Genomic DNA, 22,013 nt, shown 5'->3' with positions numbered 1-22,013 from the left:
ATAGAATATTTTTGATAATTTGCGAAAAGGAGAAGTTTTAATGGCCATAAAGAAGCTTACTTTAAAAGAAAGTATGAGTAAAAATGTTCAAGCAATTATGCCTCAAGAAGATGAAAAAAAAGAGTTTGAACAGAAACTGATTTCTTATCTAGAAACATTAAAAGCAAAGGAAAACGAATCCGAAGAACATCAAAAAAATATAATTTCAGATTTTCTGAAAGCTATTCTTCCTAACAATTTCATTAATACAAGTAATCGAATTGATCTAGCCATATATAATGGGCAAGATAGTAACAGTTCTCTTGGTGTTGCTATTGAAACAAAGAGGTTAAAAAATGAAAGTGAAATGATGACAACGAAAAATTTGAATACGAAAGCTTTTCAAGAGGTTATTTCATATTACCTTTTCGAACGTGTTGTTTCGGAAAATTTAGAGATAAAAAAAGCGATTGTTACTAATGGTCTTTCATGGTTTATTATCGAAGCGAGTGAGCTTGAAAAGCATTTTTATAAGAATAAAAGACTTAGAGACTTATACGATAAATGGAGAAAACGTCAATTGGCAAGTCCAAATACAGACTTCCTTTATACAGAAGTTATTAAACCAGAAATTGATAAAGCAATAGAAAAAGGAATTAGAATTGCTCATTTTGATTTGAGGGATGCTTTGATATCTACAAAACCATTCAAATTAAAAAAAAATAACCTCACTCAGCTATACCGTTTTTATTCTTCAGAAAATCTTTTAAATAAGGAGATTTTTACTGATTCGAATAAATTGAATAAAGTATTTTACGATGAGCTTCTCTATATAATGGGATTGGAAGAAGTTAAGGAAGGTTCTTCTAAAGTAATTACACGATTGAAACCTGGGAAAAGACAGTATGCTTCATTAGTAGAATCAATAATTAGTAGGTTAGATCAAATCGATGTACCTGAAAAAAAACAGTATGAGAATGCCATTCAGTTAGCAGTTGTATGGGTAAATCGTATTTTATTTCTAAAGCTCTTAGAATCTCAATTAGTTGCATTTAATAATAATGACAAGAAATTCAAGTTCTTAACCTACGAAAAAATCAAATCTTATGGTGATTTAAGCGACTTGTTTTTTGGTATACTCGCAAGGCGTCATGAAGATAGAAATTCTAGACTAGAAGAAAAATTTAATTATATCCCGTATTTAAATAGTTCTCTTTTTGAAGAAACTGAACTTGAGAAAAGTCGGTATGGAATTAAAATTGATCAATTAAGAGAAGAAAATATAAAAATATATAATAAAACTATTTTAAGAGGTAATAATGGCAAACGTCAAACTGGTGAAATTGATTTTCACAAATATTTATTTAAATTTTTAGATAGTTTTGATTTTTCAACAACAATTACTGGGAAAATAAATTCTAAAAATGAATTGATTAATGCTTCTGTGCTAGGATTGATTTTCGAAAAGATTAATGGTTATGCTGATGGGTCTTTTTTTACTCCAGGAAAAATTACAATGTATATGTCTAGAAAAGCAATTCGATCTACAGCAGTTGATAAAATTAATTTAGCTTTTGGATGGAAAGCAAAAAATATTCAAGATATAAAAAATTATGTAAATGAGATTGAAAGCATTGGTGAGCGTACTGCAAGACGTTTAGAAATCTCAAATGTAATAGACACTATGAAAATATGTGATCCTGCTGTAGGATCAGGACATTTTTTAGTATCAGTATTAAATGAGATCGTTGCACTTAAATCGGAATTACGGGTTCTTTTTGATGAAGATAATCATCCATTAGAGATTAATGCCTATGTTACGAATGATGAGCTGATTATTCAAGATGGGTATGGGGATAATTTTTATTATAATAGAGGTAATGTGAATAGTTTAAAAATCCAAAAGGCTTTATTTATACAAAAGCAGTCGATTATCGAAAATTGCCTATTTGGTGTAGATATTAACCCGAATTCTGTGAACATCTGTCGCTTACGTCTTTGGATTGAACTTCTTAAAAATTCTTACTATGCAGAATCAGGTGAGCTAGTGACGTTACCTAATATTGATATCAATATAAAAATTGGAGATAGTTTGCTTCATAAATTTGATTTTGACTTTAGTTTTGATATGCGAAAAAATGATTTCAAAGAATATTTGAGTTTAGTGAAAGAATATAAAAATACTAATAATAAGCATACAAAGTCAGAAATTTTTGAGAAAATCACAAAAATTAAGAGTTCATTTGATGACACCGCAACAAGTCCAGAACTTAGAAGATTAAAGAAACTTCAAAAAGAATTAAGTGTTGCTGGTCTAGTTGATTTGTTTGGAGATGAAAAAGAGGAACAAAAACGATTTGATGAAATTAGTAAAGAACTTTCAAAAGCACAAAAAGATTTTGATAAAGCTATGCAAAACCCAATGTTTGCAAATGGATTAGAGTGGAGAATGGAATTTCCAGAAATTCTTAGTGAGGATGGGGAATTTGAGGGGTTTGATCTTGTGATTGGTAATCCTCCTTATATTTTTGCACGTAATCAATCGTTTAGTGAAGATATGAAAAAATATTTTTCAGAAACTTATGATGTCAGTGAGTATCAAGCTAACACCTACACACTATTTATTGAATTAGCTTACAAGCTGATGCGAAAAGGAGGAACATTTAGTTACATTATTCCTAATAATTTTCTGACTATACAAACAAATTCTAAAATGCGTAAATTTATTACTGACGAAACTAGTGATGTTGTTTTGATAAATTCTTTAGATAAGATTTTCACCGATGCTAGCGTTGATAATTGTATTCTTTTTTTCAAAAAGAATGCTCCGAACTGGATCGAGGCTTTAGAATTAAAAGCTGGAGAATTTAATCCTGTGGGGCGTGTAGAATCAAACTTTTTTGGGGATAATCCGGTTTTTAGTATTTCTATGATTAAATTTAAAGCGGCTATCAATGCATTTTGGAAAGTTAATTCTTTTCCTATCCTCAATAGACCGGAAATTGCAACAGTAACAACTGGAATAAAAGCTTATCAGATTGGTAAAGGAAAACCGAAACAAAAAAAATATGATAAAGAAAATAGAGTGTATCATTCAAAAAATCAAATAGATGAAACTTATGTCAAGTATCTTGAAGGAAAAAATGTTAGTCGGTATAATTTAACATGGAATGGAGAATGGATTAAGTATGGAGATAACTTAGCTGAGCCACGCTATTCGATCAAATTTGATAGTCCTAGAATATTAGTTCGACAAATCCCCACCAATAAATCATATGCAATTGAGGCCGTGTATACGGATTCCCATTTAATAAATGATATAAATTCGATGGATATAATCAATATTCAAGTTGATCCTTTATATGTATTGGGTATAATCAATTCAAAGTTACTAACTCTATGGTTTATGATGAAATACGATAAATTTCAACGTCGAATTTTTCCTCAGTTTAAAGTTAATGAACTTGGAAATTTTCCAACTCCAACTGCATGTAATGAACAACAAGAAGATATTTCAAAACTTGTTCAACTACTCATGGATCAAATAAAAAAAGAAAAGAAAGATGAAACCAAAATTTTGATGCTGAACAATCAAATAGACGAATTGGTAATGCAACTTTTTGGGCTCACTGAAGATGAAAAAAGAAGTGTTAGAGACTTTGAAGTATAATCCTTCTAGATGTTTGTATCCTGTTAGTTGTTATATCAATGTAAACAAAACTAGGAAAAAAATTCTTGACAGAGTTTTTGGTAGGAACTATTTGATTTTTAGTATTTTTGTCCGTTTTACATTTTTAAGAAACGCTATAAAACAGGTTTTCTCACTTCAATTTATAGTGGCTCTTTCTCCCCACTCAATGTAAATTTCGATATACTGGCGATTTTTTGACTATCTTTTTGACCATACTTTTCAGATTATACTGAGTAATATCAGAGTTTTTCTTTCTATTATAAATCGTAGAAATCCCATTCTAATCAACAATAGAGTTAATGGAGCTTCTATATTATCAACACAGTAAAATAATTCATTCAACTTTTGAATGTTCGAGAACCCTTGTGTGGCAAGGGTTCTTTTTTTATAGCAAACGGTAGTTGTCTTTTGCTAAAACAACTACCGTTAGTAAAATATCTATAAAATTTAATTGTCTACTTTGACAAATTAACAACAATACAATCATCTACCACTCGGATAGAATCTTTGCTAGGCCAGACATTCATTTCCGCTTGTAAAGCTTTGTGTTTTTCAAAATCTTCTGGTGTAGGATCATTAAAATTTAATCCAAATGTTTTCATATAGAGTAAAGTATTTAAACTAGTATGCACCGAGTTAGGCATGAATTCAAATAATGAGACACCGTTTGTTTCCCCTTTTATATTTGAAACATTCCGAGGAGAACGATTTCCATACATTAAAAGTTTATAGGATTCTGGATTCTCAATTTCCATTGAATAAATATTATTTGTAATCATTTCCGCAGTACGTAAATCTTCTTCCGCTGTTAGATACTCAGAATATTCTAGGTTGGTTGTTTCCCGAACTTGAATAAAAGTAAAGAGAATTACTATGCCAACTAATAAATGTTTAAGCACAAAGTTGTATCCCCAGTAAATCATAATAAAGATGAGTAATAACGCTAAAACAGCAGGGAAGTTAGGTACTTCACCTCTAATTGCTGGACGTTTTCCACCTAAAATTGTAAACATGAGTGGGGTGATTAGAATACCTAACAAGGTAATAAAGATGAAGAAAACATTTTTGCGTTTCAGATAGGACATATTAATTAATACAATGACCAGTAAAAGAATACATATCAAAAACAGCGGTGTAAAAAAAGTGTCTCCGACTGGAGGGAAGAATAGTTCTTTGGCGTAATCTTTAATATCGTTGATAGAATCTATCAAGGGGCGTTTACCCCAAAGAATCATATTATCTAGATAGGAGCTTTCAACGTTTAAAACTTTTTTTGCTAACACCGTCATTAGTTGAGATAGAACGAGAGATGAAATAGCTAGTAGAATAAAATGACCAATTTTGAAGGCATAGTCTTTAAAAGAAATTTTAAGGTCATTCAACTGAGCAAAATACAATGCCATTAAAATCTTGAATAAAATTAAGGTACACGCAAATACAAAGAATGATTGGTACATAGTAAGTGTAAATGTCAGCAACAAAAAGCCGAATAATTTAAAAATTTTATTGGGAATATGGTAAATAGCAATGAGAGAAAGTATAACCAAACAGATACCTAATGAAAATTCAAAATTTTGTAGGACGAAGTAAAATTGTTCGCTAAATAATTGACTGGTTGGAAAAATACTTGGGATAATATATAAATACTTTTTGTTATAAATCTGCTTAGTTGAAAGATCAACATAATAGCACAACAAGATAGTGGCAATAGCAAAGAAAATAATAGCTAACAAATTTAAAAAATAAACATTTACATAGTTGTATGTTAAAAGCTTTAAAGCTACTAATCCTGGTCTACCAATCGAAACCCAATGTTTTAAGTAGCCTCTGTAGTTAGTCATTAAGTGCATAGTATCAATAGCGTAAGTATTGTTAAATAGTTTAATACCATAAGTAGCAAAGACGATTAAAAAGCTGTAGATGGCTAAACCTTTGTTTTCTTTAATAAAATGTTTCATTTTTCTCTCCAATATTGTTTATTTGCTAAAACTTGTAAATTATTTATTGATTTTGATTAGTCTATATATCACACTCCCACCTATAATAAAACCCTAATTAATTATAAAATAGATAAATTATAAGAACTACCTAAATTTGAAAATTATTAAATAAATCGTTTTTTTCTTTAACTACAGATAAGCAACAATTTATTTTAAGTCAAAAACTGTTGACGATATTGTCGAGGTGTCATCTCTTTTTTCTGGAAGAAAAATTTTGAAAAATAAGAAGGTGAAGAAAAACCTGCTTCAAAACTGATTTCCGTGATGGTTAAGGAACTTTTTCTTAACAGAGAACAGGCTTTTTGCAATTTTAAGTTTTGTACATAAATACTAGGATTTGTTTGTTCATAACGCTGAAACAGCTTAAATAAATAGCTACGATCAATGTTATATTCAGAAGCTAATTGACTAATTGAAAGATTGTTTGAAAAATTTTCGTGAATAGCCATTTTAATTTGGTTAAATAATTGTTGGCTTTGGTTTTCGTGCTGTGTAACGGAATGATGCTCTAGATAATTCAACAATTGAAAGCTTTCACTTAAACTGCCAAAATGATTATGTTTCTTCGCTTCTTGGTAAATATTTTTAAATAAACTTTCTAATTTCTTATCAACAGTTCCTTTTAAAATACAATTTTCGGTAGTCAGGCCTATTTTTTCTAAATACTGAGACGAAAGATCTCCAACAAAACCGACCCAATGATAGGTCCAAGGATTTTGCCGATTAGGATAATAAATATTGCGACAATTGGCTGGAATCATAAACAAATCGCCAGCGGTAATGTGTTGTTTTTCCATAAAGGGTGTTGAAAAATAGCCTTCACCATCGCTACAATAATGCAAAACCCAATAATTAATGGGGGCAAACTCAGTTGGTTTTGTCGGACGGCATTTTTCATAGCCAGCTTCATAAAGATGAAATTCTTGGCTAATAGGTTGATCATTAATCAGGATGCTGACATTATTTGTAAAAACATTTTGCATGCTATCACCTCTTTATAAGAGTATGTAAAGGCTTTCTAAAAGTCAACATCTTTACAAGAAATAGGCAACATTTTTTATTTTCAAAAAACTGTAAGCGTTTTACAATGTGTGAGTACTAATTAATTTGATAAAGAGAGGATGTAGTAAAATGGCAACACATTCACGGGAACGATTAGGTTCTGTCGCATTGATGCTCATGACTTTTTCAGCGGTTTTTGCCTTTCCCAGCATTGTTAACAACAGTATTCAGATTGGCCTAGCAACTATTCCAGGCTATTTATTCGGCTCTATTTTTTACTTTTTACCATTTATTCTAATGATTGCAGAATTTGCTTCTGCTAATTCTGAAAATGAATCAGGTGTTCACAGTTGGTTGGAATCTGTGTTAGGACCTAAATGGGCATTTTTAGGTGCTTGGTCGTATTTCTTTGTCAACTTGTTTTTCTTCTGTTCATTACTACCGAATACATTGATTTATGGTTCATACGCTTTTTTAGGTCAAAACGTTTTTCAAGGAAACCATAGTACTAAAATAATTGCAGTGATTTCTATTCTGTTATTTTGGTTAATGACATGGGTTTGTATTAAAGGGGTTTCGTGGATTTCGAAAGTGACTAGCTTAGCGGGTGGTGCTCGTTTATTTATGGGCGTGGCTTTTGTGGTTTTAGCCTTTGTCGTCGTGTTTGGTTTTGGCAATGAACCAGCACAAGAGTTTACCACGACGTCAATTATGCCAACTTTTAATTGGACTTTTTTCATGACGATGGCGTGGATTTTACAAGCTGTTGGCGGTGGTGAAAGTATCGGCGTATACATTAAGGATGTTAAAGGCGGCAATAAAACGTTTGTCCGCACGATGATTGGTGCGACGATTGCGGTCGGCATCATGTATATTCTTGGTGCCGTTGCTGTAGGTTTGGTAGTGCCAACGGACGTCTTAAAAGGAAACTTTTCAAATGGTATTTTTGATATCTTTAAAATTTTAGGTACGTATTTCCATATTCCCGCAGCAATGATGGTGCGCTTAGTAGGAATTATCTTATTTGTCGGAAGTCTTGGTTCTTTGGCTCTGTGGACGGCAGCACCAGTTAAAGTATTTTTCTCAGAAATTCCTGATGGGGTCTTCGGTAAGTGGCTAGTGAAAACGAACGAAGAGGGAAATCCAACCAATGCTTTGTTAGTTCAAGGAATTATTGTGACGATTTTAGTTGCCATTCCAGCATTAGGAATTGGAAATATGGATAGCTTTTTAGAAACGTTAATTAATATGACAGCTTCTACGTCATTAGTGCCTGTCTTGTTCTTGTTAATCGCCTATATTGGGCTTCGTTGGAAAAAAGAAACAATGCCGAGAAGTTTCCGCTTTGGTAATCGAACCTTTGGCTTAATTGCGGGGATTTTCTTATTAGCCATTTTTATCTTTGTATTCTTTATGTCAACTGTGCCAGATCCAAAATTAATCATGGAAGAAATCAATGGCACGTTACCGAAAGGAACCGCTAGTCCACTGGGCATGTTGGCGTATAACATCATTGGGTTAATTGTCTTTATGGGCTTTGCTTGGATTTGTTGGAAACGATATGAAACAAAAGAAAAAAATGAAGTTGGTAAAGGAGAAATGGATTATGAAGACTTGGGAAAATTATAAAGTAGATAGTATTAATCGGTTGCCTGGACGAGCACACTTTTCGAGCTTTCCCTCGAAAGAAACAGCGTTACTAAATGAAAATAAATATACACAAGCATACAAAAATTTAAACGGACGCTGGCATTTTCTTTTTTTAGAAGCGCCAGAATACAGCCCAGAAAACTTTTTTGCGACGGACTTTGATACAAGCCAAATGGATCTAATCACTGTTCCTGGAAATTGGCAAGTCCAAGGATATGGCAAAATGCATTACTCTGATTTATGGTACAATTTTCCCATTAATCCGCCGTATGTACCAACGGAAAACCCAACAGGTATTTACAAACGGACATTTGCTATAGATGAAACATTTCACGATAAAAAAATCATTTTACGTTTTTGTGGCGTAGATTCAGCTTATCATGTTTGGGTGAACGGCCATGAAGTTGGCTACAGTAAAGGTGCACGAAATGAAGCAGAATTTGACATTACGCCTTACGCTAAAATTGGTGAAACAAATGATTTAACGGTGCGAGTCTATCAATGGTCAGATGGTACGTATTTAGAGGATCAAGATATGTGGTGGTTAAGTGGTATTTTTCGTGATGTTGAATTACTCGGTGTACCAGAAAATGGGCTGGAAGATTTCTTTATTATTTCCGATTTAGATGATTCGTATCAAAATGGCCACTTGGCAATTACGGGTAAATTTTGGCAAGACAAAGGACAACAAGTTCAATTGGAGTTGATGGATCAGCAGGGAAAAACGGTTCTTAAAGAGACTGTCGCAGGAAATCAAGGTACGGTTGAATTTTCAGCAAGTTTACCGTCTGTCACTGCTTGGTCAGCTGAAAAACCATACTTGTATCAACTATTTATCACTGTTTTTTCTGAAGGGGAAGTCGTCGAAGTTATTCCGCAAAAAGTTGGTTTCAGAAATATTCATGTATCTGGTGAGACTTTCTTAGTCAATGGTGTGGCCATTAAACTAAAAGGAATGAATCGTCATGATTATAATCCGAAAAATGGTCGAGTGGTTAGTCGTAAAGAAATTGAAAAAGATATTCGTTTAATGAAACAATTTAATATTAATGCCATTCGAACCAGCCATTATCCAGCATCTGCTTATTTCTATGATTTATGCGATGAATATGGAATGTATGTGATTGATGAAACTGATTTGGAATGTCACGGCTTTGAATTAACCGGAGAATATGATTGGATTAGCAACGATCCAGAATGGGAAACGGCTTATGTTTCTCGGATGGTACGGATGATTCAACGGGATAAAAACCATCCATCAATTCTCTTTTGGTCGTTAGGAAATGAATCTGCGTTTGGTCATAACTTTATTGAAATGGCCCGTATTGCCAAAGAAATGGATCCAACACGTTTAGTTCATTATGAAGGTGATTTTGAGGCAGAGGTCACGGATGTCTATTCTACAATGTATACGTGGTTGGAACACCCAACTAGAGAATTACTGATGAATACGATTATTGAAAATTCAAAAAAACCGCATATTTTATGTGAATATTGTCATGCGATGGGGAATGGCCCTGGGAATTTAAAAGAATACCAAGAGCTATTTTATGCTCATGATAAATTACAAGGTGGCTTTATTTGGGAATGGTTTGACCATGGCATTGAATCGGTAACAGATAACGGTGAAGTTTATTATCGTTATGGCGGCGATTTCGGCGATGATCCAAGTAACAAAGATTTTTGTATTGATGGGATGTTGATGCCTGACCGTACGCCATCTCCTAGCTTGTATGAATACAAAAAAGTCATTGAACCCATTACAACTAGCGCTATTGACGTTCTGTCAGGTGAATTCTCATTATTGAGTCGGTTTGACTTTGAAAACTTGGCTATCTTTAAGCTGGTTTATACAATTACTGAAGATCAAACAGTGATTCAATCAGGGACAGTAGCAGTGCCAGCAATTGCTGCTAGAGAAGAAGGAAGACTGCACTTACCTTATCATTTAGATTTTCCTAAAAAGGCAGGAGCCGCCTATTATTTAACTCTTTCATATCAATTGAAAGAAACGACCGCCTATGCATCTGCTGGTCATGAATTAGCTACCGCACAGTTTGAATTGCCAATTGCAACACCAGGGATTGAGATCACACCAGTTGGCTCGCTAATGGCAAAGGAAATTGGCCCTCATTTATACATTGAAGGACCAAACTTTTCAATTAATTTTGATAAAGTGAAGGGCGCCTTAACGAATGTGACACGAGATGGTAAAAAATTATTGCATAAAGGGCCGAAATTTACATTTTGGCGGGCACCGATCAGTAATGATATGGAAATTATTGATGAAATGAAGAAGAAATATTTCTTACATTTAGAGCATGAAATTGTCCGTTCTTTTGAGTGGAAAAAAGTTGATGATTTTATCCAAGTCATCGTAAAAACAATTAACGGAACGACTAACAGTGCTTGGCATTATCAATGTACCTATCAGTATTTAATTGCACCAAATGGCGAAATTTTCTTCGATTTAAAAGGTAGTCCTGCTGGTAAAATTGAAAATGCGCCAGATATGTTACCACGTTTGGGTGTGACTCTCCATTTAGACAAGTCTCTATCAGAAGTAAAATATTTCGGTAAAGGGCCGAGAGAAAACTATGTAGATTCACAAGAAGCTGGTTTACTTGGCGTTTATGATGCTACAGTGGCGGAAATGTTCACTAATTATGTTGTTCCACAAGCCAATGGTAACCACATGGCGACTAAATGGTCCGCATTCACGGATGATCGCGGCCAAGGGGTAGTAGCAACAGCGGCTGATTCATATAATTTTAGTGTTTCTTATTTTGAAGAACAAGCGCTAGATGCTGCTAAGCATACCAATGAATTACAAGAAAGTGAGTATGTTGTTTTAAATATCGATTACAAACAAAACGCCCTAGGTAGCTACTCTTGTGGCCAGTGGCAATTAGAAAAATACCGGACTACGTTTGAAGAATTCCAATTGGCATTCCGCTTAACACCTTTTAATAATAAAGAGATTCAAGCAGCGGATGTCGCACATGAACGAGTAAAACGACCAACAATTTCTTAAATAAAAGCTCAGAACAGTGCACTTCGGTCTCCTGTTCTGAGCTTTTTTAATGAAATTATCAGAAATTATTGCTTTTTTTTCATGGAAACAAGCAAACTATTTTGTTATCTAATAAAAGTAGTCCATAATAGTAACGTAGCGAATTATTCGCTAGATAAAGCATTTAGGAGGAATTATTTTATGCATACTTTATGGGTTTTAATCGTTGGTGCTGTTATCGGTGCTATCGCTGGCGCACTTACAAGCAAAGGTCAATCAATGGGTTGGATTGCGAATATCGTTGCCGGTTTAGTTGGTTCATTTATCGGAGAAAAAATCTTAGGTAGCTGGGGTCCTCACGTAGCAGGTATGGCAATTGTGCCATCAATTATTGGGGCAGTAATTTTAGTTGCTGTGGTTTCATTCTTCTTCGGACGAAAAAATAGCTAATTAAGTAAATAATTGTTTAATTAGTTAAAGGCACCAAGTCTCACGAATTTCGTGAAACTTGGTGCCTTTTTTTATTTTCTCGTTAATTTTACGACAACTTCACAACGAGCGGTTTGTGGAAACATATCAACAGATTGTAAATAGTCTACTTGATATACTTTGGCTAATTGAACTAAATCACGTGCTAACGTGGATACATTACAAGAAATATACACCATTTTCTTAGGTGGTTGTTTCAAAAGGGCCGTTAATAATTTACGATCCAAACCAGTCCGTGGGGGATCAACTACAATGGCATCAGGTTTAAAGCCTTCTTTGAACCATTTAGGTAATAAGTCTTCAGCTGTTCCAACAGCATAATGTGTGTTCGTAACACCAAGTCGTTTTGCATTGAATCTAGCATCGTCAATTGCGGCGGGAATGGTATCCATACCACGAACTTGATGCGCTTGTTTCGCTAAACTTAAGCCAATGGTCCCGACGCCACAATAAGCATCAACAACAGTTTCGTTTGGTTGTAAATCTAAGGCCTTGATTCCTTCATTATATAAAACTTCCGTTTGTTCTGGATTCAATTGGAAAAATGCTCGCGGCGATAAATCAAAGACAACGTCGTTAATGTGTTCTTCAATGCTTTCTTTGCCCCATAAGTGAAGGGTATCATCACCCATTACTAGAGAGGTTTTTTTATTTTGGACATTTTGCATAATAGAAACAACTTCTGGTAATTGTTCATTAATTGCGCGAACCATTTTTTCTTTTTGTGGAAATTTCTGCGATTGTGTAATGAACACTACTTGGACTTCGCCAGTTTGGATGCCCACTCGAACCATTAATGTTCGAAAGATACCACTATTTTTACGTTCATCATAAATTGGTAATTGAAATTTATTCAATAAATCAACTAATGTATTCATCACCTTGGTTGTCGCAGGCTGTTGGACCAAACAGTTATCAATCGGTACTAATTGATGTGAATCAGCTTGATAGAGACCAGCTTCTACTTGGCCATCGATTTGGCGTAATTGGAATTGGGCTTTATTTCGATAATTCCAAGGATTCTCCATCCCAATTGTTTTTCGTAGTTCATAGTTTTGATAATTGGCTGGTTTAAATTTGTTAAGTGCCTGCTTTAATAAATCTTTTTTAAAGTCTAATTGTGCTTTGTAGGCTAAATGTTGTAGTTGGCAGCCGCCACATGTTTCATAGACAGGACAAGGAGGGACCACGCGATCTTTAGCAGCTTTTTTGACAGATTGAAGGGTTCCTTCAGCAAATTTTGGTGTAACATTTGTGATCGTGGCAGTCACTTCTTCTTTCGGTAGCGCCCCAGGAACGAAAATAATTAATTTTTTATAATAGCCGATACCTTCGCCATTAATTCCTAATCGTTTAATTTTTAAAGAAATTTGTTGGCCTTTTTTTACTAGTTGTTGGGTCATATTCTTTCATCCTTTAGTCATCTCACATTTTTCACTTCCTCCCATTTTAGCACATTTTTATTTATTTGGCTTCCAAGGATTCTATGGTATAGTAGAATATATGTTCTGATTTAGAGGGGCAGGAGAATAAGATGACAACAATCACACGAATTAGTAAAGATAAAGGTGAATTTTATCTACTTTGGCTATCTTCAGGCGAAAAACTGCGTGTCTCGGAAGATATTTTAGTACGGCAGCGTCTGCTAAAAGGCCAAGAGTTATCAGATACTTTAATAGAAGAAATAAAAAAAGCCAGTTCTTATGATGTCGGGTTACAAATGGCGATGAATTATTTAAGCTATCAATTACGTTCAAAGAAAGAGATTTTTACTTATTTAAAAGAGAAAGAAATTGTACCTGAAGATCGAGTAAAAATCGTTCAACGTTTAGAAGAGCTGCGGTTGTTGGATGATGCAATTTTTAGTGAAAGTTACGTACGGACAGCTATGCGAACCAGTGATAAAGGACCACGAAATGTGGCACAACAATTAAAGCAAAAAGGCATTAGTGAAGAAGATATTCAGCATGGCTTGACCTTTTATACGTTAGATGAACAGCTTAATGTTGCCACAGCAACTGCAGAAAAAGCCATGAAACGCTATCGAACTAAAAGTTTTAAAGATGCACTTCAGAAAACGCGTCTGCATCTGATGCAAAAGGGCTTTACAAATGAAATCATTGATCTAGCTTTGGAATCTTTAGCTTTTGAAAAGGACGAAGAACAAGAACAACAAGCGTTAAACAAGGAAGGCGAACGTTTATGGCGTGCTAATCAGCGATTTGATTTTTCTAAAAAAGTCCAAAAAGTCAAACAAAGCTTATTCCAAAAAGGGTTTGACTATGATTTGATTCAGCAATTTATTAGCGAAAAGGAAGTAGAACATGACGAATAAAGAGCCTTGGGAGGCGTGGAGTCCCGAAAAAGTTAGTTCATTCCAGGAAGATTTTTTAGCTTGGTATGAACGAGAAAAACGCAATTTACCTTGGCGAGCGAATACAGATGCATATCGTATTTGGATTTCTGAAATTATGCTACAACAAACTCGCGTAGATACAGTCATTGATTATTTTTATCGATTTATGGAATGGTTTCCGACGATTCAAGATTTAGCGGAAGCGCCAGATGATAAGTTGTTGAAAGCTTGGGAAGGGTTAGGTTACTATTCACGAGCGCGTAATTTAAAAGTGGCAGCGCAACAGATTGTTTCAGAATTTGGTGGGAAAATGCCTGACACAATCGAAGATATTCGGAGTTTAAAAGGAATCGGCCCCTATACAGCTGGTGCGATTGGCAGTATTGCCTTTAATCTCCCCGAACCAGCAATTGACGGTAACGTCATGCGGGTAGTGAGCCGTTTATTTGAAGTTGATGCAGATATTGCAAAAGCGAGTAGTCGTAAAGTATTTGAAGCGGCGATGCTTAAAATCATCGATCGTGAGCGTCCAGGGGATTTTAATCAAGCCTTAATGGATCTAGGATCAGCCGTCTGCACCCCAACTTCCCCTAAGTGTGAAAGCTGTCCGCTTCAGCAATATTGTGCGGCCTATCAGGCAGATAAAATGACCGCTTATCCAGTCAAATCAAAAAAAGTTAAGCCGAAAGATGTGTATTATGTCGGCACTATTATTGAAAATAAAAAGCAAGAATTTTTATTAGAACAACGCCCTGAAACCGGTTTGTTAGCCAATATGTGGCTGTTTCCGATTGAAGAAATTAGCAAAAAACAATTTCAACAATTGCAAAAAATGGCGCAACCAGTAGAAACGGAAAAACAATTAACTTTAGAGTTAGATCCTGTAACAGAGCCTTTGGTTGCTGAAGAACCTGTCAGCTTTTTTACGGACTATGAAACAGTTGTCTGGCAAAAACGTGCCTTAGGCGAAGTCGTTCATATTTTCAGTCATTTGAAATGGCATATCTTAGTCTTTTATGGCCGAAATACAGGCGAATTAGCCACACTAGAGTCGCAGCGATGGGTGGCAGCACAACAATTTTCGGACTATGTTTTTCCAAAACCACAGCAAAAAATGGTGGAATTGTTCAAAAAAGAACACAAAAATAAATAACAAAAAAGAGAGACTTTTAAACAAACAAGCCTCTCTTTTTTGTTTCCTCTAGGTTATACCCCTATATAAATTCTGCTATGTTTAGTTTTGAAGGGGACTGGTAAGATAGACTTGTCTCTTGTCTGCTTAGAGGAGTAGTAATGATGGTGGAGACTTTTCAAGAGAGAGGAAGTACAGCCAATGAGTAGGAAGCGAAAAATCAGCTTAATTAGTTTAGTCATCATTTTGTTTTTTGTCACAGTCGGCTCAGCATACTTTGCTGTAGCGGGTAGCTATTTAAAGAAAACAATTGATAAAGGCTATGTTCCCATAAAAAATGATTATAATGAAGCGCAAAATAAAGATAGTCAATCGTTTTTGATTATGGGGCTAGACAATACAATTGAACGGAAATTAGGCACAACTAGGACTGATGCTATGATGGTGATTACCGTGAATAACAAGACGAAGAAAATAACCTATTTAAGTTTGCCACGGGATAGTTTTGTGCAAATTGATGCGAAAAATTACCAAGGGATGCAGCGAATTGAAGCCGCCTATACCTACGATGGACCAACAGCTTCTGTTAACACAGTTGAGAAATTATTGAATATTCCAATCAATCATTACGTTGTGTTTAACTTTTTATCTTTTATTAAGTTAATTGATGCGGTTGGTGGCATAGATGTCAATGTCAAGCAGGCGTTTGATGGTGTCACCAAAGACGGGCCAGGATCCATTCATTTTGATGCAGGGAAACAGCATTTAGATGGTACGAAAGCTTTATCTTATGCCCGTGAAAGACATAGCGATAACGATATTATGCGTGGATTCCGACAACAAGAAATTATTCAAGCAGTTGAAGACAAGTTGAAATCTGGTCAATCAATCATGAAAATAATGGACATTATTGATTCGTTAAATGGAAACATTCAAACTGATGTGGATTCCAATGAATTGACTCATTTAGTCAAAGAAGGTTTGACTTGGACCAATTATGATAAACAACAGCTTTCTTTTGACTGGCGCACTTTTAGTAATGAAGGGCGCAGTATGGTTGAACTATATCCAGATAGTATTGAAAATGTCCGTCATCAATTACGTGTGTCTTTAAATTTAGAAAAGCCAGATGAACGAGATCAAGACGGCTATGTCTTCCATACGAACGGTGAATTTTTATATCAAAGTGATTATACCGTTCAAGATGAATCAGCTGAGGAAAACGAAATGACTTCCATCAACGGCAATACGTATATTGGTGTTCCTGGCAATACACAGACCGGCCCGTTGCCATCAGTTAAAACGGAAAATGGCTTTATAAAATAATTTATTTTCCAAGTGTAGAAAATCCGAACATAACAGATTAAATAATCCGCTTACTTATTATTCTTCTAAGGAAAAAACGAAGGATTTTAGCAAGGAAACAGCGTATCATTTGATATAAACCCAACATTCCCTTTATAATGAGAGTAACAAGCAAATTTTTGTTACTTAGAAGGGGAAGGGAGCAAGGAGTTATGTTTAGTTATACAGATACCATTTTGTCAATTATGCAAAGAATTGAAGTATACAACGAAATTTTCAAAGCCATCTCTAAAGAAGTTCAAGAATACGGTTGTAATCAGGCTGCACATCGGAGAGGCCGTGACACTTATATGTTTTGCCGAAATAATGTGAATCGTTTTTTTACAGAAGAAATGATGTTTCGTAAAAATTTAGAGCCGTATTATGATAAAGAAGCAACGAAAATCTTGCTAGAAGGATTAGATACGTATAAAGAAGGAGTATTTTTCTGGTTAGAGGCATTAAGTGAATCTTGCCAAGTGATAGATGAATTGAAATATCAATTAGGAATCCGCCAAAAAGAATCCTCTTATTTATTAATTAATCAAGCTTGTAAAGAAGCCTGTGAGGGCATTCAAAGCGCTCATAGTGTTCATAAGATGTAAAAAGTTAGGGATAGCTGTCAATCTGGCAGTTATCCCTAACTTTTTTATTTCAATATCATCTGATAAGCATAACGTTCGCCATCGTTAACATCTAAAATCACGTCACCTTGATAAACAAAGCCAGCTTTTTTAATCAGGTGCTGCATAGCGAGATTTTGTGGATGTGTATCAATTCGAATATCAGTAGCACCTTGCAAACGAGCGGCTGTAACCAGTGAGCGCAAAAGCACCAAGGCCAGTCCTTGACCTTGAAAGGAACTTTTTAGAGCAACACGATGAATTGCCGTATACGTAGCTTGAGAATGAGGTTGCCAAGAACCATTAAAAATCGCTTCATAAGCAGGATCAATCTCCGAACATAAAACACCAACGCCTGCCAAGGCATCCTCAACCATTAAAATATAGCAAGTTTGCTGGTCGATATCTTTTGCTAAAATTTCTTGATTCGGGCCATCGCCGTTTTGCCATTGGGGAATGCCACTTTTTTGTAAGGTGCGGCGTCCATCTTCAATGATAGCAAGGATGTCAGGCAAATCAGAAGGTTCTGCTTTTCTTAAGTAAACAGTCAAAAAATATTCCCTCCTCTTAGAACCCTGTCGTTGTTTTCAATTGGTAAATTTTTGAAGGGCGGCCAATGCCAACGGGACGTTCACCTAACTCTTCAAAATATTGTGTCATGGCTTTTTTAAAATTTGAATGGTCAATGCTGCGATAATCAACGCCGAGGAACTTCGCAAAAACTTTACGGGCTTCCGTAATGGTGAAATCTTTTCCTAAGACTTGAAGCACTTGCGGTTCATGTTCCATCTTATCAACAACACGATTAAACGCCTTAATTATAATTTCACTATGGTCGAAGGCTAATGTATCTTTACCAAGAGAGGCCGCTGTTTTCAAGTCTAAAGTAATTTCCACATCTTCATGAGATAACGTGATGTGTTGACCATGCCGTTCAAGATTGAACCAATGGACTTCTTTGGCATCGTCGCCAGCAATTAAAGGTTCTTCACCAATAAAGGCTAAATAGCTGACTGTCACGACCCAGCCACGAGGATCTCGATCTGGGCGACTAAAGCTGTGTAATTGTTCAATATTTTCTTGAGAAATCACCACACCAGTTTCCTCTTTTGTTTCTCTTAAAACACTATCTTCAGTAGATTCGTTACGATTAACAAAACCGCCAGGAAGCGCCCATGAGTTTCTAAAGGGGTGACCTTTACGTTGAATCAGTAAGACTTTTAATTGATCAGCTTCCTTGTTGTAACAAAGAAGAACCATATCAACGGTTAAAGAGGGTTTTTCATATTCAGGTAATTCTTGTTGATGATACCAAGTTAAAAACTCTGCTAAGCTAGCTTGGCGTTCATAATAATTTTTTTCTTCGGCTTTAGAAGCAAATTGTGGCACAATTGCTCCTCCTTTCAAAAAGAAACATGGTTTTCTTTTATTGTATCATTAAGTGGCTGAAATACAATATTCAAGCGTAAAAAGAAAAGCAAGCCTGGGACAAAAATCACTTTGGATTTTTGTCCCAAGCTTCTACTATAAGAAGTTTGTTCTAAACGTTGTTTATTGTGTTAATTCTAATAATTTATTTTTCAAATCTTCTTCCATATGGCCAAGTTCGATCTCGGCAGCTTGGCGTTTTTCTTTTCCTTCTTGTTGAATACGTAATGTTTCTTGGATAGTTTCAATTAAATCATTTTGTGTTTTTTGTAATGTTTCAATATCGACTAGGCCACGTTCGTTTTCTTTTGCTGTTTCAATTGCAGAAATTTTTAGCATTTCTGAATTTTTCTTCAGTAAGTCATTGGTGGTTTCAGAGACTTGACGTTGAGCAGTCACAGCATCTTTTTGACGGAGTAAGGTCAAGGCGATGACTACTTGGTTTTTCCATAACGGAATCGCTGTATTCACCGATGATTGAATTTTCTCAGCCAAAGCTTGGTTAGTATTTTGGATTAAACGAATTTGTGGGGCTTGTTGAATCGTAATTTGACGAGCCAAGCGTAAATCATGGGTTCTTTTTTCTAAACGGTCTAGGAATTGGTTATAATCATTAACAATTTGGACATCCATTTGATCTCCAGATTCTTCCGCTTTTTTCATGGCTTCAGGAATAATTTGCGTCCGTAGTTCTTCTGCTTTTAATTCCCCAGCGGCAATATAGATGTTTAAGGCATCAAAATAATCTTTATTTTTTTGATACAATTGATCTAACATGGCATTATCTTTTAAAAGACCATCTTTTTCATGGGTTAATTTGACAGCAATTTTGTCAATTTGCGCACCAATTTTTTGATATTTGGCGGTAATTTCGTAAACGGATTGTTTGACTTTACCTAACATTTTTTGAATAAAGTTGCCTTCGCCAGCACGTAATTCATTGGGATTGGCTTCATTTAAACGAAACATTAAATCGGTCAGTGAATCACCAACAGGACCAATGTCTTGTGCTTGAACGTGGTTTAACATCGCTTGCGAAAATTCGCCAAGTTTGATTTGGGCATTTGAACCATAGGTAATTACTGCTTGTGAATCTTGGACGTCAATTTTTGAAGCTAACTCTTTTGCTTGGGCTTGACGTTCTTGTGGTAATTTATCAATTAAACGAGGAGCTGCTTGCTGTTCTTTTAACTCAGATAGTTCATTTTGTTGCGTTGGTGTTAGTTCATCCATTGATGAAAATGGATTACTTAATAAATCGTCCAATGTATTGGTTACAGATGTTGTTTCTTTGGGTTGTTGCTCAGTCATTTTTTTTCCTCCCTAATGATTATTGCTGGTCTTCGTTTACTTGAGGTGATTCCTCAGTTGCAGCTTTTTGCGACAAGCTGCTTTTAGCGATCGACATTTCGACATCTAAATCGTCTAAGTCATCGGAAACGATTTCCTCATAATCATTTTTAACTAATTTTGACAATTGGTCAATGATTTGTGCGCTTTCTTCTAATTTTTCATACGTTTGTTTGTTTTTTACTTCATGTTGTTCGATTTCTAAATGTTTACTTGTTAAGTCAACGATATTTGGTAAATGTGTATAGAGAAAGTGATTGGCTAAGTGTAACTTTTTAGGTTCTTTCACTAACTCTTTAAACAGAGCTTTAGAAACCTTCGTTGTATCATTACGTAAGTCAATCGCCCGTAATTTAGTTGAACGATTCATGTTTTCTTGTAATTGTATGATTTGTTTTTTGGCTGTGCTCATTGTACTTCTGAAAAAATCAATTTCTTGTGGAGATAACCCCAACTCACGATAATGGGCTTCTTTATCTTTCGTTAAGTAAGGCATTTGATCGCTTTTGTCGGCGGCATTTTTCTTTTTTCGATAGAGAACGAATACTAAAAAGCCTACCAGAATCACAAAAGCGAAGAAGCCATATTCTCTAGCGACAGCAATGATTAAGGCTCCTAAAAGAATATAGCCAATCAGTAATTTTGTATTTAATTTGTTCATTTATATAGTTCCTCCTATCTATCTAATCCTCGAAAGAGTCAGCTCTCGTTACAATAGTTATTTTAGCATACTCTGTGAGAGAAAAGACATACAGCGGAAGATGTATTTTATGATTTAGTGAAATCCTAAGAAAAAAAGTATAAAACGCAAAAAAAGACCCGTCCTAATTGGGGGTAGGACGGGAAAGGAGTTAAAAATGAAAAAGTGTTTTGTTAGGGTTGTTTGTTGGTATGCTTAAATAATACAAGGAAGTTGTGAATTTTTTATGTCTATTTTTTTTCGAAAATGTAATTTTTTTCTAAAGCAATAAATTTTTTTCTTTGAAAAGGGTTTAACTAGAGAAGAAGGGGTGCGATTTTTATCATTTTAGGGTATGATAAACAAGAAAGGTTGGTGAAAGATATGTTAAATTATGAGGACTTCGAAGAAAAAACACTTCAACGTCGAGAAATTTTTAAAGGAAAGATTATTGATGTTTTTTTGGATGACGTGGCTTTACCGACAGGCGGCACAGCTAAACGCGAATTGGTTTTTCATTCAGGCGCAGTAGCTATGATTCCGTTAACCGCAGAAGGAAAAATCGTCTTAGTTAAACAATTTAGAAAACCCTTGGAACAAGTGATTTTAGAGATTCCGGCGGGAAAAATTGATCCTGGAGAAGAAAATCAACTGGAAACGACGGCTATGCGGGAATTAGAAGAAGAAACTGGGTATCGTGCAGGTCAGCTCACCTACATAAATTCAATGTATCTGTCACCAGGATTTGCTAATGAAAAATTGGCTCTCTATTTGGCAACGGATTTGCAGAAAGTCGAAAATCCACGTCCTCAAGATGAAGATGAAATCTTGGAACTTTACGAGCTAACAATAGCTGAAGCCAAAGCAGAAGTGGCAAAGGGCACGATTTGTGATGCCAAAACACTTTTTGCTATACAATACTGGGAATTGTATTTACTGCAGAGACAGTTTAAGGAGGACACGCAATGAGCAAAGGTCCGTTAGTCACTCGGACAGAGCTTCGCAAACGCAGAGAAGCAGAAGAAAAAGAAGCAGAACGTCGTCAGCAGGAAGAACAGAAGCTGGCGGAAAAAGCGTATAAGCGAAAAGAAAAAGAAATTTCGACGTTTTATCGTAAAGAAAAGAAAAAACAAAAACCAATCAACAAGTCACGAGTAGGAGAATACTCGAAGCGTCGAGAACGGAGTACTTGGTTAAACAAGGCAATTATTATTGTAGCGATTTTATTAGCCGTTGTGGCGTATATCGTTTTGAATTTATAGAAAAGAGGAATCACT

The 22,013-nt window shown here is 35.2% G+C and carries 17 protein-coding genes; 10 read left to right on the top strand and 7 right to left on the bottom strand.

The window, feature by feature from the left end; genetic code table 11:
* Positions 1-40 precede the first annotated feature (40 nt).
* Positions 41-3,649, top strand: a complete 3,609-nt coding sequence (locus AB1I62_RS12155; protein ID WP_202250972.1) for a TaqI-like C-terminal specificity domain-containing protein — start codon at positions 41-43, stop codon at positions 3,647-3,649.
* A 476-nt stretch (positions 3,650-4,125) separates the two neighbouring features.
* Here AB1I62_RS12155 and AB1I62_RS12150 read toward each other — a convergent pair whose 3' ends face one another.
* Positions 4,126-5,628: a glucosyltransferase domain-containing protein gene (locus AB1I62_RS12150; protein WP_048737888.1), complete on the bottom strand. Its 1,503-nt coding sequence runs from the start codon at positions 5,626-5,628 to the stop codon at positions 4,126-4,128.
* 194 nt (positions 5,629-5,822) lie between these two features.
* A complete protein-coding gene (locus AB1I62_RS12145; protein WP_002356429.1) occupies positions 5,823-6,653 on the bottom strand; it encodes an AraC family transcriptional regulator in 831 nt (276 codons plus the stop codon).
* Positions 6,654-6,801: 148 nt separating this feature from the next.
* On the opposite strand from AB1I62_RS12145, the gene AB1I62_RS12140 reads away from it, so the two are divergent.
* The 3 genes from AB1I62_RS12140 (at position 6,802) to AB1I62_RS12130 (ending at position 11,785) form a co-directional block, all read left to right on the top strand.
* Entirely contained in the window at positions 6,802-8,301 is a 1,500-nt protein-coding gene (locus AB1I62_RS12140) for an amino acid permease (RefSeq protein WP_002359464.1), read from the top strand.
* Positions 8,234-11,356 carry a beta-galactosidase subunit alpha gene (gene ebgA, locus AB1I62_RS12135; protein ID WP_161796748.1) on the top strand — a complete coding sequence of 1,041 codons (3,123 nt, stop codon included), beginning with the start codon at positions 8,234-8,236 and terminating at the stop codon, positions 11,354-11,356. Before AB1I62_RS12140 ends, ebgA begins: the two co-directional genes overlap by 68 nt.
* 180 nt (positions 11,357-11,536) lie before the next feature.
* Positions 11,537-11,785 (top strand): GlsB/YeaQ/YmgE family stress response membrane protein, encoded by a 249-nt coding sequence (locus tag AB1I62_RS12130; RefSeq protein ID WP_002356434.1) that lies wholly within the window; start codon positions 11,537-11,539, stop codon positions 11,783-11,785.
* Positions 11,786-11,856: 71 nt separating this feature from the next.
* Here AB1I62_RS12130 and rlmD read toward each other — a convergent pair whose 3' ends face one another.
* Positions 11,857-13,227: a 23S rRNA (uracil(1939)-C(5))-methyltransferase RlmD gene (rlmD, locus tag AB1I62_RS12125; protein ID WP_016634575.1), complete on the bottom strand. Its 1,371-nt coding sequence runs from the start codon at positions 13,225-13,227 to the stop codon at positions 11,857-11,859.
* A gap of 131 nt (positions 13,228-13,358) precedes the next feature.
* Between rlmD and recX the strand changes: the two genes are divergently transcribed.
* From recX to AB1I62_RS12105, 4 genes are all read left to right on the top strand, one after another.
* Positions 13,359-14,159 (top strand): recombination regulator RecX, encoded by an 801-nt coding sequence (gene recX, locus AB1I62_RS12120; protein WP_002356439.1) that lies wholly within the window; start codon positions 13,359-13,361, stop codon positions 14,157-14,159.
* Positions 14,149-15,333, top strand: a complete 1,185-nt coding sequence (gene mutY, locus AB1I62_RS12115; RefSeq protein WP_048737895.1) for an A/G-specific adenine glycosylase — start codon at positions 14,149-14,151, stop codon at positions 15,331-15,333. The genes recX and mutY overlap by 11 nt, the downstream gene beginning before the upstream one ends.
* Positions 15,334-15,513: 180 nt before the next feature.
* Complete coding sequence (locus tag AB1I62_RS12110; protein WP_048737897.1) at positions 15,514-16,638, top strand: LCP family protein; 1,125 nt, start codon at positions 15,514-15,516, stop codon at positions 16,636-16,638.
* Between the two features lie 137 nt (positions 16,639-16,775).
* Positions 16,776-17,261, top strand: coding sequence for a hypothetical protein (locus AB1I62_RS12105; RefSeq protein WP_161796749.1), 486 nt, complete (start codon positions 16,776-16,778; stop codon positions 17,259-17,261).
* A gap of 44 nt (positions 17,262-17,305) precedes the next feature.
* On the opposite strand, the gene AB1I62_RS12100 is transcribed toward AB1I62_RS12105, so the two are convergent.
* The 4 genes from AB1I62_RS12100 to AB1I62_RS12085 form a co-directional block, all read right to left on the bottom strand.
* Complete coding sequence (locus AB1I62_RS12100) at positions 17,306-17,830, bottom strand: GNAT family protein (RefSeq protein ID WP_010827689.1); 525 nt, start codon at positions 17,828-17,830, stop codon at positions 17,306-17,308.
* A 16-nt stretch (positions 17,831-17,846) separates the two neighbouring features.
* Positions 17,847-18,686, bottom strand: a complete 840-nt coding sequence (locus AB1I62_RS12095) for an NUDIX hydrolase (RefSeq protein WP_002384084.1) — start codon at positions 18,684-18,686, stop codon at positions 17,847-17,849.
* A 144-nt stretch (positions 18,687-18,830) separates the two neighbouring features.
* Positions 18,831-20,018 (bottom strand): toxic anion resistance protein, encoded by a 1,188-nt coding sequence (locus tag AB1I62_RS12090; RefSeq protein WP_002356447.1) that lies wholly within the window; start codon positions 20,016-20,018, stop codon positions 18,831-18,833.
* Between the two features lie 19 nt (positions 20,019-20,037).
* The gene (locus AB1I62_RS12085; RefSeq protein ID WP_002356448.1) at positions 20,038-20,718 is read right to left on the bottom strand and encodes a 5-bromo-4-chloroindolyl phosphate hydrolysis family protein; all 681 of its coding nucleotides are present in this window, start codon (positions 20,716-20,718) and stop codon (positions 20,038-20,040) included.
* A 402-nt stretch (positions 20,719-21,120) separates the two neighbouring features.
* On the opposite strand from AB1I62_RS12085, the gene AB1I62_RS12080 reads away from it, so the two are divergent.
* Complete coding sequence (locus AB1I62_RS12080; RefSeq protein ID WP_002356449.1) at positions 21,121-21,705, top strand: NUDIX hydrolase; 585 nt, start codon at positions 21,121-21,123, stop codon at positions 21,703-21,705.
* Entirely contained in the window at positions 21,702-21,998 is a 297-nt protein-coding gene (macP, locus tag AB1I62_RS12075; RefSeq protein ID WP_002356451.1) for a cell wall synthase accessory phosphoprotein MacP, read from the top strand. The genes AB1I62_RS12080 and macP overlap by 4 nt, the downstream gene beginning before the upstream one ends.
* Positions 21,999-22,013: the final 15 nt, after the last annotated feature.

The sequence above is a fragment of the Enterococcus sp. AN402 genome (genome assembly GCF_040719405.1).
GTDB lineage: Bacteria > Bacillota > Bacilli > Lactobacillales > Enterococcaceae > Enterococcus > Enterococcus faecalis.
The sequence above is the reverse complement of the archived record's forward strand: the minus strand, read 5'-3'. Positions and strand labels throughout refer to the sequence as shown.